The sequence below is a fragment of the Paraburkholderia flagellata genome (assembly GCF_021390645.1).
GTDB lineage: Bacteria > Pseudomonadota > Gammaproteobacteria > Burkholderiales > Burkholderiaceae > Paraburkholderia > Paraburkholderia flagellata.
The window spans coordinates 122945-139988 of the sequence record NZ_JAJEJT010000004.1 but is presented as its reverse complement, the minus strand read 5'-3'; the positions used below and the strand labels follow the sequence as shown (position 1 = coordinate 139988).

14 protein-coding genes and 1 pseudogene are annotated in these 17044 nt (G+C 59.8%); 7 read left to right on the top strand and 8 right to left on the bottom strand.

Translation table 11 applies throughout. The features are described 5' to 3' along the window. Window positions 1-31 precede the first annotated feature (31 nt). The 6 genes from L0U83_RS31275 to L0U83_RS31250 all read left to right on the top strand — a co-directional run bounded on the left by L0U83_RS31275 (window position 32) and on the right by L0U83_RS31250 (window position 5204). Window positions 32-1528, top strand: a complete 1497-nt coding sequence (locus L0U83_RS31275; protein WP_233888071.1) for a SulP family inorganic anion transporter — start codon at window positions 32-34, stop codon at window positions 1526-1528. Window positions 1529-1999: 471 nt separating this feature from the next. Then, complete coding sequence (locus L0U83_RS31270) at window positions 2000-2311, top strand: BON domain-containing protein (protein ID WP_233888070.1); 312 nt, start codon at window positions 2000-2002, stop codon at window positions 2309-2311. A gap of 341 nt (window positions 2312-2652) precedes the next feature. Next, window positions 2653-3837 (top strand): endo-1,4-beta-xylanase, encoded by a 1185-nt coding sequence (locus L0U83_RS31265; protein WP_233888069.1) that lies wholly within the window; start codon window positions 2653-2655, stop codon window positions 3835-3837. 147 nt (window positions 3838-3984) lie between these two features. Further along, on the top strand, window positions 3985-4269 hold the full coding sequence (locus tag L0U83_RS31260) for a hypothetical protein (protein WP_233888068.1): 285 nt from the start codon (window positions 3985-3987) through the stop codon (window positions 4267-4269). Between the two features lie 166 nt (window positions 4270-4435). Further along, window positions 4436-4879, top strand: coding sequence for a MerR family transcriptional regulator (locus tag L0U83_RS31255; RefSeq protein WP_233888067.1), 444 nt, complete (start codon window positions 4436-4438; stop codon window positions 4877-4879). Next, complete coding sequence (locus L0U83_RS31250) at window positions 4809-5204, top strand: carboxymuconolactone decarboxylase family protein (RefSeq protein ID WP_201696408.1); 396 nt, start codon at window positions 4809-4811, stop codon at window positions 5202-5204. Before L0U83_RS31255 ends, L0U83_RS31250 begins: the two co-directional genes overlap by 71 nt. A 54-nt stretch (window positions 5205-5258) precedes the next feature. Here the strand turns inward: L0U83_RS31250 and L0U83_RS31245 are convergent. The 6 genes and pseudogenes from L0U83_RS31245 to L0U83_RS31220 form a co-directional block, all read right to left on the bottom strand. Beyond that, window positions 5259-5411, bottom strand: a pseudogene (locus tag L0U83_RS31245) (OprD family outer membrane porin); the annotation flags it as partial. 1067 nt (window positions 5412-6478) lie between these two features. Continuing rightward, window positions 6479-6949 carry a hypothetical protein gene (locus L0U83_RS31240; protein ID WP_233888065.1) on the bottom strand — a complete coding sequence of 157 codons (471 nt, stop codon included), beginning with the start codon at window positions 6947-6949 and terminating at the stop codon, window positions 6479-6481. After that, window positions 6924-8972, bottom strand: a complete 2049-nt coding sequence (locus tag L0U83_RS31235) for a hypothetical protein (RefSeq protein ID WP_233888064.1) — start codon at window positions 8970-8972, stop codon at window positions 6924-6926. The genes L0U83_RS31240 and L0U83_RS31235 overlap by 26 nt, the downstream gene beginning before the upstream one ends. Beyond that, complete coding sequence (locus L0U83_RS31230) at window positions 8969-10624, bottom strand: site-specific integrase (protein ID WP_233888063.1); 1656 nt, start codon at window positions 10622-10624, stop codon at window positions 8969-8971. Before L0U83_RS31230 ends, L0U83_RS31235 begins: the two co-directional genes overlap by 4 nt. A 16-nt stretch (window positions 10625-10640) precedes the next feature. Next, on the bottom strand, window positions 10641-11948 hold the full coding sequence (locus L0U83_RS31225; RefSeq protein ID WP_233888062.1) for a site-specific integrase: 1308 nt from the start codon (window positions 11946-11948) through the stop codon (window positions 10641-10643). 576 nt (window positions 11949-12524) lie between these two features. Further along, window positions 12525-12779: a hypothetical protein gene (locus tag L0U83_RS31220; protein WP_233888061.1), complete on the bottom strand. Its 255-nt coding sequence runs from the start codon at window positions 12777-12779 to the stop codon at window positions 12525-12527. Window positions 12780-12939: 160 nt separating this feature from the next. On the opposite strand from L0U83_RS31220, the gene L0U83_RS31215 reads away from it, so the two are divergent. After that, window positions 12940-13974: a hypothetical protein gene (locus L0U83_RS31215; protein WP_233888060.1), complete on the top strand. Its 1035-nt coding sequence runs from the start codon at window positions 12940-12942 to the stop codon at window positions 13972-13974. Window positions 13975-14070: 96 nt separating this feature from the next. Here the strand turns inward: L0U83_RS31215 and L0U83_RS31210 are convergent, their stop codons facing one another. Both L0U83_RS31210 and L0U83_RS31205 read right to left on the bottom strand, forming a co-directional pair. Continuing rightward, entirely contained in the window at window positions 14071-15558 is a 1488-nt protein-coding gene (locus L0U83_RS31210) for a tyrosine-type recombinase/integrase (RefSeq protein ID WP_267939619.1), read from the bottom strand. Beyond that, on the bottom strand, window positions 15555-16514 hold the full coding sequence (locus tag L0U83_RS31205) for a DNA-binding protein (RefSeq protein WP_233888059.1): 960 nt from the start codon (window positions 16512-16514) through the stop codon (window positions 15555-15557). Before L0U83_RS31205 ends, L0U83_RS31210 begins: the two co-directional genes overlap by 4 nt. Between the last annotated feature and the right edge of the window lie 530 nt (window positions 16515-17044).

The window sequence follows — 17044 nt, the reverse complement described above, 5'->3', positions numbered from 1 at the left end:
CAGCCAATCTGCCGCAAATCCCTACCGCTACATGGAATCCGACCGTTCCGGCTCGCGCCGCTTTTCCCGTTCTTCGTTGCTGCGTAACGAACTGCTCGCGGGCATCACGTCGTCGTTTGCGCTCGTGCCTGAGTGCATCGCCTTCGCGCTCGTCGCGCGCGTCAATCCGCTCGCGGGCCTGTACGGCGCGTTCTTCATCTGTACGATCACGGCGCTGTTCGGCGGCCGGCCCGGGATGATATCGGGCGCGGCCGGATCGATGGCCGTGGTGATCGTCGCGCTCGTGGTTCAGCATGGGCCGCAGTATCTGTTCGCCACGGTTGTGCTGAGCGGCATCGTCATGTTGCTGTTCGGCGCGTTGCGCCTCGGCAAACTGATCCGCATGGTGCCGCATCCGGTGATGCTCGGGTTCGTCAACGGCCTCGCGATCATCATTGCGCGTGCGCAGTTCGAGCACTTCAAGGTGCCCGGCCCACAGGGGCCGCAGTGGATGCACGGCCCGGCGCTCGCGCTGATGGCGGGGCTCGTCGCGCTCACCATGGCGATCGTGTTCGTGCTGCCGCGCGTGACGAAGGCCGCTCCGCCCGCGCTCGTGGCGATCGTCGGCGTGGGGCTTGCCGCGCAGTTGCTGCACCTGCCGGTGCGCACGCTCGGCGACATGGCGCACATTGCGGGCGGCCTGCCCGCGTTTGCGCTGCCCGCCGTGCCGTTCGACCTCGCCACGCTGAAGATCGTGCTGCCCTACGCCGTGCTGATGGCGATGGTGGGGCTGCTGGAGACGCTGCTCACGCTCAACCTCACCGACGACGTGACGGCCACGCGCGGGCGCCCCAACCGCGAGTGTGTGGCGCTCGGCGCGGCGAACGTCGCTTCGGGCCTGTTCGGCGCGATGGGCGGCTGCGCGATGATCGGCCAGACCGTCATCAATCTCGGCTCGGGCGGCCGCGCACGCATCTCGGGCGTGACGAGCGGCGTGATGATCCTGCTCTACATCCTGTTCCTTTCGCCGCTGATCGAGCGCATTCCGCTCGCGGCGCTCGTGGGCGTGATGTTCGTGGTGGCGGCGCAGACCTTCGCATGGGGCTCGTTGCGCGTGCTGCACAAGGTGCCGCGCAACGACGCGGTCGTGATCGTTGCGGTGACAATCATCACCGTGTGCACGGATCTCGCGACGGCGGTGCTCTGCGGCATCGTGATCGCCTCGCTCAATTTCGCGTGGCAGCATGCGCGCGAGTTCCGTTGCGATATTCGTGACATCGATTCGGGCGAGCGCTTGTATGTGCCGCGCGGCACGCTATTCTTCGCATCAGCCGCGCACTTCCAGACGCTGTTCGATCCGCAGAGCGATCCCGCGCACGTCACGATCGACTGCGCGCATCTGCATGTGGCGGACCATTCGGCCATCGCCGCGCTCGAAGCGGTGCAGGGGCGCTACGAGCGCGCGGGCAAGCGGGTCGTGTTCGCGCATCTTTCGCCGCGTTGCAGCGGATTGCTGGCGCGCGCGGATGTGGAGGTGGAGGTGTCATAAGCCGCGCGCCTCGCGAATGTCGGTGCACAAAAGACCCAAAAAAAGACGACGCGTATCGCCAGCAGTGGCGGACATTAGCGACTATCATCAATGCATACGATGCCGGGCAACGAGCCGGGCTCGGCCGCGTAGCAGGCTGAGTGCGGGATTGTCAGTGCATCCGTCTGGCTCTCGCGCTCCGCCACGAACGCGCCAACCAGCTCCCATCCCTCGGCTCCCGCTGTTCCCCCGCCACGCCGCGCACGCGACGTCCCGCTCGAACACACTGCACCTGCACGCTTTTCTGCGGGCGAGGGCACAACCGCCCATCGCCCCGGCCGACAAAACCTCGACGCGCAATCGCGATCGCCGCGACGCGAGCAATGGAAAGAGGATTTTGTCCGATGCACTTCCGTGGCCTCGCATTGAGTCGGACCGGAAGAGTTGCCGGCGGAGTTTGCCGGCACACCATAGTACTTGTAAGGAGGTATCGTGAAAACAGCCCTTGTTTCTACGCTCGCGTTGCTAATCTCGGGCGCAATCGCGCCGGTGGCCCATGCCCAGGGTGATGCGCAAGCCACTGACCAGCAGCTTGCCCATGCCGTGCGCGTCGCGGAGGCGCGCAGCGGCGTCGGGATGTCACACGTGTTTGTCTTTGCTCACTCAGGACAGATCACGCTGGTGGGATGGGTGCCAGAGCGGGAACATGTCGCGCGTGCCGAACAGAGTGCGATGTCGGTGCCCGGTGTCACCTCGGTGGACAATCGGCTCTCCCCAGATGGAGGCTCGTTGGGCGCACATTGAAATCAAACTGAATCGCCGCACGCACGACGTTTGAAGCACGCCGCGCGCTGAAGAGCTTCGGTATTCCCGTCCCGCTAGTTGGGATTGAGTGAGAGGTACTCCGTTTCGCGCAGTCGGTGGCGCGCCAGGTCGGTGCAACTCCATTTGAAAGCGCTTTCAAATCGCGCTGAGTCAAATCGATTGACTCGACACTCAGTCACCTTGCATCGCCTCGTTCATACCTCAGGTAAATCCCTCATAGCCGGTCCGGGGGGCGCTGCCTAACATCCGCGTTGTTACCGCTAACGTTACGAGTGGTTAGAATACACCCGGACGAGCGTCACATGACAAGGAGACCAGCAATGCGTCCTTTGAGGACTTCGATGCGCATGCTCTGCGCAGCCGTGGCCGTTTGCACGCTCGCATGGGCCGCGGGCTGCGCGAACAACCAGACGGTGACTGCCCACGACGGGCTGCCGCTCGCCGCGGCGCCCGCTGAAGCGCTGCCGCCACTGCGCAGTGTGATGGCCGCGCACTTCAAGGTCGGCGCGGCGATCGAACCCGATTCGATCGACAGTCCCGCCGACGCGGCGCTCATCGCCGCACAGTTCTCGAGCCTCACCGCCGAGAACAAGATGAAGCCGGGCACGATCGGCGTCGCGGAAGGCCAGTACAACTTCGAGCCTGCCGACCAGATCGTCGCGTTTGCTCAGGCGCACGGCATCGCGGTGCGCGGCCATACGCTCGTTTGGCACTTCAAGGCGGGCGACTGGACCGAAGCGCCGGCCTGGTTCTTCGCCGGCGATCCAAAAGACCCTCACTATCACGACATCGTGGCGAAGCGGCTCGATCGATATGTAACCGACGTCGTCACACACTTCCGCGGCAAGGTCTATGCATGGGACGTGGTCAACGAAGTGATCAGCGACGACCCGCATCAGGTGTATCGCGAAGACAGTCCGTGGTATCGCGCGCTCGGCAAGGACTACATCGCGATCGCTTTCCGCGCGGCGCGCGCGGCGGACCCGAACGTGAAGCTCTATATCAACGAGTACAACACGGACGATCCGGGCAAGCGCGCGAAGCTGCTCGCGGTGATCCGCGATCTCCGCGCGCAGGGCGTGCCGATCGACGGGGTCGGGCATCAGATGCATATCAGCGTGAATTGGCCGCCGCTACCGAACATCAAGCAGGCGTTCGACGACGTCGCCGCGCTCGGCCTCGAAAACCAGGTGACCGAGCTCGACGTGAGTCTCTATACCGATCCGGGCGAATGCTGGAGCAATCCGCATGCATGTCTGCCGGACCTCGGCCATCCTGTGCCGAACGACATCATGCGCGCGCAAGCCGAGCGATATCGTGCGGTGTTCGCTCTGTTCGAGCAGGAGCCGAGCATCAAGGCGGTGACGTTCTGGGGCTATTCAGACAAGCATACGTGGCTGACGTCGACGCCGGTGCCGCGCAGCAACCTGCCGTTGCCTTTCGATGCGAACCTGAAGCCGAAAGCTGCGCTGTGGACGATCGTCGATTCGTCTTATCAGCCGTAACGTCAACGTTCAAGCCGGGAAGCAGATGACCTCCGGTATTGTGCGGGCCATCAAGGCTCGTCGGAGCCGACCTGCTCGCGCGGGTTCAGATCGGCCTCGAAATCGTCGGGCCGACCGTCCGCGGTTTCATGCGTGCGCGGTGGCGACTTGACGACCGGCGGCGGCATCTTGCCGATGCCTTCATCGATCCGCTGCAGCAGTTACGGGAAGAACGGATTCGACGCGATACCGGTCGCCCATTGTGTGATCGTCTGCGAAGAACCACACTCGTCAACGCGCTGGGCTGATCACCGTCATCCGGAATGGGCCGCCATTCGCCGCTGCATGAGCGACTGCCTCGTTCGCATCGTCGAGCGCGAAAGTCGTCACGTCAAAATGGCCCAGATGCAGCAGCCCACCTCGAATCAAACCGGTCATCAACGTCACGGCTAAGCCTACTGTTGGTGTAGCGATTGGAAGCGCATGATGGTCGGCGTGGGAACTACGGACGAGTAGGAAGTTTTCATTGTCATTTCAATTTTCGAGTTCAACCAAAAAAGTGCTTGACCTGGAGTGCACTCGAAGTCCCACTATTCAGAACGTCGATGAGGAGAAGTGCATGAAGATTGGTGAACTGGCCGCGCTCACGGGCCTTTCGGCCCACACGATCCGCTACTACGAGCGCATCGGGCTGATTCCCTATGCGGTGCGCGACGAAACCGGCCAGCGCGCTTACGACCGCTCGGTGTTCGAATGGATCGAGTTCCTCGGCCGTCTGAAGACCACGGGCATGCCGATCCAGGGCATGTTGCGCTACGCGCAACTGCGCGCGGCGGGTAAGTCAACCGAGTGCGAGCGCGGCGAATTGCTGGCGGCGCATCGCGAAGCGGTGCGTGCGCAGGTGGCTGAACTCAAGGCGTGTCTTCTCGTCCTCGACAAAAAGATCGAAGGTTATTCCCACGCCATGCAAAGGAACGAGAATGTACGAAACGATGAATCAGGTCAGCGCCGCCCAGCAGGAAAGCCGCCTCGCAAGAGGCAAGCGCATGCTCTCGGCGATTGATGGCAGCGGCGGCGAGCACGTGATCGACTCGCTCGCCGATATCGCACCGGATTTCGCGCAGTATCTGCTGGAATTTCCATTTGGCGACATCTACGCGCGGCCCGGTCTCGACCTTCGCTCGCGCGAAATTGCCACCATCGCGGCGCTCACGGCCATTGGCCACGCGCAGCCGCAACTCAAGGTCCATATTGCCGCGGGCCTCAACGTGGGGCTCACGCGTGAGGAGATCGTCGAGACGATCATGCAGATGGCAGTGTACGCGGGCTTTCCCGCGGCGCTCAACGGTCTCTTCGCCGCGCGCGAGGTGTTTGCCCGCGAGGCTTGACGCGCACGGCGCACGCGGCGGCGGCCCGCGCCGCCGCGTCACGACTGCGGCGCTTCAGAACAGCTTCAACGGCATGTTGATGACGAGCCGGTATTCCTGGTTACTCGGGTCGGAGTAGTACTTCGAGGCGTGATGCCACATGGCGATGAAGGTGATCTTCGTGTCCTTGAAGCGTCCGCTTTGCAACGTATAGCTCGGAATGAAGCCTACACGTTAGCAGAGTGCATTGACAGTCATCACTATTAGTATCAGCCGATGGACATCGCACCGACGGACCTGCACATTTGGTGCGCCAAGTCATGTCGAGTTTTTCTTCCCTTTTCCTTAATTTGGGCAAGCGCCGCAGGCGCGCGTCAGTTCCGAGTGTGTGCAACTGAGGGACCGCCGATTGGCGGCTGTCCACGCCCTTGTGGTGTGGGCAGCTCAGTTGTACACACGGGGAGCACGAGTCGAGATCAAATATGCGGCGATGGCGTGCATAAGGAAAGAAGGCTGATAGCGCAGCAGGGGATCAGCGCACGGCAACGCGCAGGTGGATTACAACGGCGAAGTCGACCTTCCTAAGGGCTGCCGGGCGAACACTGTAACGTGTCGGAGCCCGTCTTGAGGCGGCATGCGCCGAATTGGGTCTGGGGAGATTTTTCGCCTGGAGCGATGGCTGAAGGCTCGCTGTATCTGGTCGTCGGAATTGTCCGGTGAAGGGCTAGTCGATGCAGCGACCTCCGTATGCCGAGGTGATAACCAGATGCGCTGGGCGTAGCACGGCTTCGGCGTTGCCCCGAGGCCGGTGTGATTCTGTGTAAAGAACCGGCAGCCAATATTGCGGCAGGATCTCCCAGGAGTCACTTGAGGCGTACGGCATCCGTTAAGCGATGATTTGAAGCGGCGATTGTTGGTTTAGAGCGCTGACCAAAGCCTCTACGTTCCTGGAGGTCGCGCGACTGCATCCGACGTTGAATTACGTTAGCCGCGGGACGCTCGAGAAGAACCGGGTCGGGGCTCAGCAGGCATGCTGGCGGATGGCATCTGTTATGGGCTTCGTGAAGCTGGGGCAGGTATTGTTGAAGAGTTATGTTGATCGCCGTTGGGTGGCTGCTAAGCGCGCGCTTGCGAGATTCGGAGATGAGCGGAGCGCGTCGTTCCCGCACACAGTTATTCGACTGTCGCGCCCACACCGACGCATATAATCCGTCCTTTGGCGTATCCACAGCGCAGTCCAAGGTTCGCGCACTGCGACGGATGACACGTTTGCGCCCCTTGAAATACGGAGTACGTCACAGTCCGTTTCTCCGGGAGCGATTTCCCGGGAAGTTGGCTACATTAGATGACTCTTTCGGAGTTCGCTCTTTGAGCTCCGCAATTTCCTTTACGAGCTCCACAATTTTTGTATCGGCTTCCATCAACAGCGATGCCAGGCTGTCGCGCTGTTTTACAACTTCTGATAGCCTCGCTCGGTCGTCGCGCCGCTGTTCACGTTTGGCGCGAGTCAGCTGGCGCTGCGACGGTGCCGGCTTCGGCGGGTTGTCTCGTTGCCAACGTTGTATCTCGCTGATCAAGAGGGGATAGCGTGATTTGCGTAGCGCTGAAGGATCGCAACCCGCTTCTTGTGCCACACTGGCTTGGGTTATCGCTGTGCCGACCGATAATCGAACGGGTTTCCCTACCTTCAACCGTTCGAACGCAGATCGAAAGGCGCTCTCCGCCGATTCTGGAAGCACGTCACTTCCTTTTAGCAAAGTAACCAAGTACCTTCTCCGCCGCACATCTCTGTGCCAATAGTGAATCGTACAATGGAGAGCCGATCGCTGCCTTTAGCAATTGCTCGTCAAGAACGTCTCTAAGCTCGAAAATTTCGGCTTCCTTTGCCCGATCAAAAAGGGCGTCATAGCAGGGCTGATGCTTATCGTCCCCAGCGCAATGTACAATATTATCGATACCGCCGAATTTACATACGTCACGCCGCGCGCACATACCGAGCAGCGTTTGTCGGCATGTGACTTTTCCAGCTTTTCCTGCAGCGAGGATTTTTTTTGAGTCACGATCGCTGACCAAATGCAAGATTTCCGATTTACGTTGGCGACCATAGGGGCTAACAAACCGACTCTGGAAAAGCCGCTCGATCTCCTTCCCAAGCATTTCGTACATGGTTCGAATATATTCGCGACGTGCCGATCGATTGACCGCTACTTGTGAATATCCCTGCCCATAATAGAGAGACATCGCGCGCCTTGCGTGCTTGGCCTGATACTGCATTGAGCTTTCCGACACGATCCCGGAGGCCTGCATATTCACCATTCCCGTTCGCCGCAATTGATGGTACGCGAGTGGCCAGATCGCGCCAATCTTGAACTTCTCAGCGTCGAGACTCGGTGTAACTAACCTGGCGATCTCTAGATCCTCTTTCGTGACCCGAAGCTCGCACGGATCAAAAACGTTGGCTAGTGTCAGGGTAATCATTTCTCCATACGATTTAGGCGACCATCGAAATGCAGTCTCTGCCATTGGTGCGCCTTGGGCCCACGGTTCACATGCAGGAGTGAATAACAGGACACTGCTGTCCTTTTTCGTGGTTCGCCCATGCGGCAGTTTCAAATTAGCCGACTTTGCGCGCAACCGCGCGATGATGGTTGCGGCTTCGACTGCCACGCGAGCCGAGACGGATACCACCCAGCGTGCATCATCATCATCATAGGACTTGGTGGTGACACCATGGAGAAGATAGATCGGGCCGAACGTTGGATCATCATCGATCTCGAGGCAGTTTGAGCGAAGACGGGTGGCTTCTGAAACTCGCATTAGAGAAAAATTCAGTATATATATCAGGCTCACATACATTATCGTCTGAAAATAGCTCGTCAACGTCGATACCGGGAGTTGACCGGCTTCGCCGCTCCCGCGAAGAGTCCAACGCTCCAGCAACTCAGCAATGCCGAATTTCTTTGCAACATCGCGAAATGGTCCACGATATCCGCCAAGATGTTCAGGGCAATTTACGTTGAACGGCGCGAGATCGAGGTCACGCCCACTGGCGGTTGCGTTCTTTAACGAACCGTAACTGCGCACATAGGCATCAAGACAGTAATTGAAGCATTTCGAAACGTCGTCGGCATGTCTAATAAAATCATCAAGACATTCTCGCAAGCGATTCAATTGATATGTCCAGATCCGTGGCGGAATATAAGCAGTCTGACCAAATTTCTCACCAAAGTTGGCGGAATCGCTAATTGTCTTCAACGCGCATCGATCAAAAATAATAAACCCTATTTCGTTTCGGTGTTCGAATAATTGGTGAAACACACATAGAGCAGTCGAAGCAAAGGTTCCGTTTATTTTCTCGAGTGCCGTTTCAAGCAAAGCGGGAAATCTTGTCAAATCTGACGCAAGAACATTATTCTTTGTGCAAATCACAAAGATTGGCTTGAGTCTTTTCATAAATGAATATAATGTGACTGCTTTTCTAAATTCACGATCAAAATAGAGAATCCAGACGGAGATTAATTTCAAAAGTCTCGCATTTTCAGGTGATATGTAATTTTTGTTGGCTTTATTTAAATGTGCTCCAAAATAGAGCCGGAGACTAACGCCATCGTTCCACACAGTCAGGTCCCAGTACGGGTCGCCGAATCTACTGATTACATTGCCTTTGCGGTCAATCACGATAGGAAAATCATCTTTCGGGGGCCACGAGGTTAGGCGATAGTTACTCGCCAATGAGTTGACGATTTGTGAATCGATTGACAGGCGGGCTGTGGCTAGATCTTGTGTCATTTAAGTATCTCCGCGATTCTGATGAAACCCTCCCATGCCGGGTGGTACCGCTCCTCTCGAATCCGCAGTACGGCCTCGTCGACCCACATCGCGTGGACCGTATCGATACCCCTGAATTCATCAAGGATCGCCTTCGCCCGCTCTATTGTGAGTCTTGCTGGATGAGGATCTCGGCGGTTGCCGATGGGTCGAAAATTCGCTAACTCTAGTGATTTCAGATACCTGTAAGTCTCCAGGGACCAGACGTAGTCCAAGGTGTCAACATCAAGATGTTGTTGGCAAAATAGACAACCAGCTGGACTCGCACAGTCAGGTTTGGGCGCTTCGGCTGGTAGGAAACGTATCGGCGCCGCGTTGCCGCCATCGCATCCGCCTGGACCCACCGCAGACAGGGTAGGGTCAGACGTTGCGTGGTACTGCGAGATTTCTACAGCCGCAAGTTGGTGATTCGGTTGCTCGTAGATGCGAAGCAGGGTCTCTTGGGTATGCTGGGACATTTCGGCGGTCACTTCAGCATCCTTGGAAAGTCGGAGCAACCAATTAACCTGGGTATTTCTTAGGATTTGCGGAGAGACGAACGCAACACCAGCACGTTTGCAGCGGCGCATTACTAAGAAAAATTGCATTGAAAAGGGATTCAGACGTTTCCCCTCGGTGCTTGTTCTGGGGAAAAGCCGATCGTCGTCCGGGTACAGCCGCTTTCTCCAGGAGAGGTATCGCTCGAAAAAAACCCGATAGGTCGAGTAAATTACGAACTCCACTTCTCCATGCCGACGGTCTTTGTATAACCTTCTAACTTCGTATCCGTTGAAGCAGCTAGTGAATGTGAAATCACCAGCTTTTAGGTCGATCATTTGGGAGAGATTCATACCTGTACAGGCCACGAAGATGAGCATCTCTGCTTCGATTCGAAGATTGCTGATGCTCGACCGTGACAGCCAATCGCCGTCGTCAGTGAGCGGTTGTCTGTTCTGAATGTGCTTCCGTCGGGATTGCGATTCGGGAGCCGACCGCAACCTGTCTTCGGGCCACAACCCGGCCCATTCGACGAGCACGCGCCCGTTCCGAAGTGGTATCGTTAGCGGCAGGGGGCCGCGGACGGCGTCGACGGTTATTGCAGTTACGAGGTCGCACAACATACTCCCAAAGGCCATCGTTTTTGCCAGGTTCTGCAGGTATTTCTTGCTTGACTTTGCAGTGGCTGGTGAGTCTTTTGGCACGCGGGAGTCGTAAAGCAAACTTCGAGGTCGCCCGAGCGCCTTCGCCAGTACCCGTCCAACGGTCGACGCTAGTATGATCACAGAACTCTGTTTGAGCGCACCACGTCTTATTTTGAGGATTAAATAATCGCTCCACGCCAGATAGTCATCTCGTATGGTTTCCAGCGCAAGATCCCTTCCTTCCAGGTTTGCCCATTTAATGAACCTCCAGAGTCCATGCAGCGTAGATTTCGCTGAAATTGGGCTGCCTCCACCAGCAAGTTGCGCGTCAAAGACCTCATGAATGGCAACAGCAAGCGCTATCCGGTTTCTCTTGATTCTCCCTAGGCCTGTTTTGTCGCAACGCCAAAATTCCGATGGTTTGAGCTCTGTGCCCTTTGCGTAGACGATGTAGGCCAGATCCCAGCCAGCGATCTTTTCGGATAATTGCATGGAGGGTAGCGTTAGATCAGGCAGTTGGGTCACTTTTTGTTCTCCGTACCCCCTCAACCAGGCCTAGGAATTGCTCCGCGAAGGCGTTTGCCACTTTCTCCTTGGTTTTAGTCTTTTCGATAAACCGTATGTAGGTCCACGATGTAGACTCGTGCCGATGCAGGAGGAATTCCTTTACAATTGCTACCGCAAACATCGATCCACCAACCCGAATAGCCAGTCTTGCAAGCTCGGTCGCAAAAGTGCAGCGACTTTGATGGAAGTGGAACTTTCGAAGACCGTCGAAGTTCCGTCTGGCCGCGAGCTGACGGAGATTGTGCATTTCGACATTTATCGCGTTGCTACTTTGGGAACCATTCTGGCAGTACGCGTTGCCATACCGGGTTAGAAAAAGAAGATCCTTATTATGTTTGGCAGCCCTCATCTCCCGCTTGAGACGCTCTGGGCATGATGCGTACGCTTGCAGTTCGTTGAGCATCGCGCTTGATACTGGTATTTGTCCGTCTACGCCGAACTTTGTTGCGACGGATGGGGAGGCACGCGGTCCGACAGCAATCCGGTAGAAGCCGGGAGCGTCGGGGTCTGGAACCGCACGTTCCAATGTTTGGACCTTCAGCGATGCAATTGTTCCGATGCGCATTCCACAAAAGAATCCAATCGAGAGCATCAAGAATAGCTCTTCTGAAGCGCACTCGCTCTCAAGAATCAGTGCTCTGTCGCGATCCTCAAGTGAGACAGGCCGTAGGCCGTCCTCGAGTTGTGTGCCGGGCGGGCGACGATTTGAAATGCTCAAATCAGTTGTGGCAACACTGAGAATGCGCACAACACCTGTGGGATCTGGAATGTGGATTCCAATCGTCCGCTCCGTCCACAATGGCCAATCGGATGAAAGGAGTAGTTGGTCGCGTAACCAGCGAGTCAGTCGTATGGCTACGTTCATTCGTTGTGAGACTGTTGATGGCGCCAATGAACCAGTCTTGCGTAAGCCGATCAAGTATCCACGGTAGCGCTTCAGACAGCGTTTTGACTCCTTGAGAGGAAAGTCCCACCAGTCTGTGTCAGTTTCCTCCAGCCAAGTTGCGTACCCTAGAACTCCTGCTGCGCGTGAGAACACGGTCTTGATGTCGATGTCGATGTCGTGATCGATTGCCCCTTGGAGCAGCCAGATATTTGCCTCACGCCACGGCAGGCCGCTCTTCCAGAAAATGTTGGGAAGTTTCTCGATGACTTTCCCTGATCGTGTAAGCCGCCAATTGACTAAGTTGTTCTCCGCATCAACCTCAGCTCGGCGTGGCGCAAAGCGCACAGACTCTATGCGTGCCATACGTGACCTCATTTCGAATAAAGTGATGCCGACAAGTGCATCTGGAAATGCGTTGCAGACCGAACGCGACTACAAGGTGGTTGCGAGGTCGCGCCCGCTGTCTGCTTTCGTTGTTTTGTGAGACACAATTTCAATGGACAGACACGTGTGGAGGGTCCAGCAGGGGATCGATCCAGACTCTTTCGCATTCCTCTGTCGGAGGTGATGGGACTCATTGCAATCTCCCCGCCAGGCTTATGGCGTGTCTGATCGGCATCCGGACATGCCGGCGCGACGAGCGCGCACTGATGTCGGAAGCCACGGTCTATCCGGCGAAGGGAGAAACGACGACTTGCCTTCTGGGTGCTGAAGTTTCGGGTAACGTCCAGCACACAATGAAGCAGCGGCAAAAGGATCACCGCTTCCGCCGGTTGACAAGCGGCGGAAAGCGAACCAGACTGATTCTGTCGAGCGAGAACTTGACGCAAGAAGCAGTGCGGACGCGCCTGGGTGTCGGAACCCGGGCGTTTTCGTTTCTGGGCCCTTCTTAAGGGTCGGGTTACTTCATCGGTATGCCTCCATGTCGGTCGGAATTCGTTACGCGTTTTGCTTGCGGCACGTTATTGCCGACGTCGCTCGCAACCAGGCGATGACATCATGTGTCATTGCAAAGCGCCCCCGTCGATGGGGTATGTGAAAGGTGGTGACCGGAACGGTGTTACGTTCGACGGCTTTGCTGAATGCCCGGGCGCTGGCGTAACCCAGCACATGCCAGAGGGCGGTGCCACCGAGGAGCGGCCCGTGTCGCTCGGCGAGCGAGTCGACGACCGGGTCAACGTCCGGGTTTTTCATAGCAGTCGTGTCCCTGTGCTCTGTGTCGCGGAATGTCGCGTCTTGTCGCTAGCAGGCGGTCAATTCGAGTTGGCCTCTGTAGTGGATTAAAGGACAGTCGGGTCTTATGCGCGAACATAGAATTGCAGGGTAAAAAGTGTGTGCGGACGGAGGGGGGGCGATGGATTTCGTCGCATTTTCATCAGTGGGCCGGAACAGTCCGCGTCACGGCTACCACTATCAGTTTCGGTGCGACAGCTCCGAGGTCCCGAGTGGAAGAGGGCGGGCGTCAGACGTGGCGACCTTGCGGCTGACTCTCCTTCAGAAGGCGGCCTTGATCGCGACAGGCGAAGTGAGTCTGTCCCGCGCAGCAGACAGACTCGCGCTCAGCGGCGCCGCTTCCCGCGCAGGTCGGAATCGCTGGTTGCGGCTTGGTCAACTCCCTGAATTCGACGCGTCCAGCAGGCGCCGGAACGGCGCCATAGCGACATGCCGGCGCGAACTGGGACAGGTCGCACAAAGCGCTGTTCTGGATATGCTGAATGACGATGAGGCGCCGCTATGGCATTTGCTTTCGGAAGACGACTGGACCGCGCAGAGGCTAGATTCGCTTGTACCCAAAATTGCAAATCTGCAGGACGCTTCGCGCGACCTTTGGTCGCCGGTCTTGTCAGGTGAAATATGGAAGGAACTCATGAGTCCGACGTTGGTGTGCGGGATGCCTTCAATCTCTACCGCCGAGATACTCTGGTTCCGGCTCCGGCGCGCGCAGGTTATTGGCAATCCGTACGAGTACGCGCGAGCGTATCTTAAAATAAGGGTCGCATCACGCGAAATATCGAACGAGGCCTGGTTGGCCATTTACGAGAATCTGGGCCGGATGTTTCCTGAAGCGTTGCCGTGCCTTGAGACTGCTGACTGGCTGTTTCTCAAAGCTTTGTGGAATCAGCTTGCCACATTCTTGCAGGCATGGGAGTCCAGAATCTGGCTCCGCGGCGGTGACAGACATACGTTCGGACCGATCGGGATGGGACTGGCAGCAAATATCGGTGAGGTAGTTATCGGCCTGATTGCATATGGTTGGGTACCAGCCCGGTTCAGATTCTCGCCCGTTCAGCAGCCAGCATTTTGTTTGAGGCAAAGTGAACTGGACCTTGTCGTCGACGGCACCTCTATCGCGATGCGCGATTCGCCGCTCAGGCGTTTACTCGAGTAATGCCGGCTCCCTGTTTATAAAGAAGTCAATCAGCCATCCATGGCGCCAGATAGACAGCCCGCTCTTTTCCGGACGGCACAATCGGTGCCGCGTCTTTCAGCGGGCAGCAAAACTCTCCTCCACAAACGCACGCAGCTGCGTGGTGTCGGTCCTCGCGTAGGCCGCCGTCGTCTGCACCGAGGCGTGGCCGAGCAGCGCCTGCGCCACCGGCAGCGGCACGCGATGGTCGACCACAAGCGTGCGCGCGTAGCCGTGGCGCAGCCAGTGCGTGGAGGCCATTTCGAGCGCCGCGCGCATCGCGCGCTCTTCCGGCGGCAGGCGTGCCGCCGCCAGCGCAAACACCGCCCGCACCTCGTCGTACAAGCCGCTCGCACCCAGCGCGCGGCCGCGTTCGCTGTGGATGAGCGGCAGGTGTTCGCCGGACGGCGGATCCGCGGGCAGGCCCCGCGCCCGACGGTAGGCACGCAGCACCGGCAGGCAGCCTGAGGGCAGCGGGATCGCGCGCAGCTTGTTCCCCTTGCCGGTGACGTGCAGGGTCCACTGCCGGGTCTCATCCACCTCGATGCGCGGCAGCGCGAGTGCCTCGTGCCACACCAGTTCAGCGAGCCGGATGCCGGCAAAGCGGTACAGCGCCCAGATGGCCCGGCGCCTGGCCCAGACCGTTGCCGGAACGTCTTCCGGCGCGTCACCGGCGGCGACCGCATCGCAGTGCCCCAGGGCCGCCGCGGGCAGGAACCGCACCGGCGTCCAGGTCATGCGGGCGCGCCGCCCGGCGGCCAGTCCTTCCGCCGGATTGACCATGAGATAGCCCGTGCGGTGCCACCAGGCAAAGAGGCTCGAGACCACGGCGAGCGCGCGGGAGGTGGTGGCCGGCGCTGCGCGCCGGGTCTTGCCGTCCCCGTGATGCTGTGGCGCCTGGATGGCGTCACGGTACGCCATCAGGTCCTGGCGGGTGAGATCCGAGAACGGCCCCAGGTGCTCGCGCCGGCACCAGGCCGCAAGCCGCCGCAGTTCCGTCACGTAGGCGCGCAGGGTGTGCGGCGAGTGCGAGGCGCGCTCGCGCAAGAAGAGGCGCACCGCCTGCGCGTCATCGGCCACGCCGAGGGTGTTGGTGAGCGCCGCCGCATTCGCGAAGCGCCCGGCGCGAGCCATCCACACCGGATCGACACCAGCGGGCAGCCGGGCCGCGTCATCCGTGGCGGCCTGCTGGACCGTGACGGCGGTGTCCGGCACAGGGCCTGCCGTCATGCAACGGAAGCGCCGACGGTGCTGCCGCAGGGTGCGTTCAAGCACGGTGGCGGCAGACGGCGCCGAGGCCTCCGGCACCACGCGCAGGCGCCCGTGATCCCAGTATTCGATGGCGGCGTCACGCTCGAGCAGCAGCGCGAACACGGCCGGGTGCTCGCGCTTCGCATCGGCCAGCGACGGGCAGCCGCGCTTGAGCGCCGTGAGTGTCCAGCGCAGGTAGACCGGGTGGCCGAGCGCGTGCGCGACGTAGGCGAGCGCCGCGTCGGTCGTGTCCGGCAGCCGCTGCGGTGGCCGGCAGCCGGTATCGAGCCAGCGCGATGGCGTCACGGCAGTCATCGCGCTTTCCCCGTGGACCGGCCGGCGGCCGCCTTTGTCGTTCGGGCCGTGCGATGGGCGGCTGGTCGCGTACCTGCCGCCTTGCCCCGTCCGTTGACTGAACCGGCACCGATGCGCGCCAGGGTCTGGCGCTGCTGGTCCACCAGCGTGGCGAGCGCCGCGGCTTCCGCGGCGGCGTGCTGCCGGGCCTCGCGTTCCTGCGACAGGTCCGCGAGCAGGCGCTCGCGCAGGGATTCGAGGGCCTGTAGCCGCTCCGCGGCGCGCGCGAGTTCCGCCTCGAGGCGCTGCCGTTCGGTCTGGAACGTCTCGCGCTGGTGGGCGGTCTCGCGCAGCAGCTGCTTCGACAGGCCCTCGTAGCGCACCCGCTCCGCGGCGAGTTCGCGTTCGTGCCGCTGCGTCGCATCAGCCGTGGCGGTACCGGCGGCCGTGAGCCGGGCCTGCAGCCCGGCGCCGGAAGACTCCAGCGCCTGGGCGCGTTCCTGGAGTGCCCGGCCTTCGAGCCGCAGGCCAAGGAGGTCGTCGTCGCGTGCGGCAAGCTGCGCGCGCAGGTCAGCCAGTTCCGTGCGTAGCAGTTCCGTACGCAGTTCCGCTTCGTGGCGCGCGGCATCCGCCGTTGCCTTGACGGCTTCTGCCTGCTGACGCAACTGCACCACGTCGGCGAGCTGCGTGGCCACCGCCGCTTCCCACAGCGCGCGCATCTGTGTGGCGATCTCGGGCGGCACATCGGGCGCGGCGAACCCGGCGAGGCCCGCCTGCACGAGCTCCGCCTCGATGGCATTCAGGTGCCGCGAGAGCATGGCCGGGTCGCCGGCACCGAGGCGCGCGCGCAGCTTCCTAACCGAGACGATCCTGCGGAAACGGGTATCGGACGCGGGAGCCGGGTCGCCGGCCTCGGCGAGCATCGCGAGGACGGTGGCGCGGATCGCGTCGGGGGTGACAGCGGCGGGGCGGGCCATGGCGCACTCCAGCGCGCCGGGGCAGCGGGCAGGACCGCTGCACGGGGCGCAGGGCGGGATTTCCAGAATAGATTACGCACAGCCCTGACGCCGGAAAACCGTTTCTGGCGCGGTTAAAAAGACCAATGGCGTGATAAACCCCATTATCGCGGCTATCGGCTATCGGCTGTCGGGATTCACCCGGCCTCGAGCCAGAGACACTCAAGCTTGAAGCCGGCCCGGCAAGTCAGGCGGTGCTGGGCACGTTGCAGGTGCGAGCGGCACTAGTTTCCAGCAGGAGTCAATTCGGGACAGGGGGCCAGGAATTTGATGCGTCGGATTGTTCCGACGTGTTCTGTGCGAATGATTACGACGATGTCTTTGGGGCGATTGCGAACCCGACGAGGCGACGCATCCTCGAAAGGCTGCGCGAGCGTCGCGTACAGAGCGTTATCTATTGCGCGAACGATCAAACTTAAGCTTCTGAGCAACGCCGCGGGTCGCTTTAGCGATTAGAAGGCCTCCCTTTTACGCCCACGCGCCGCGCCGCC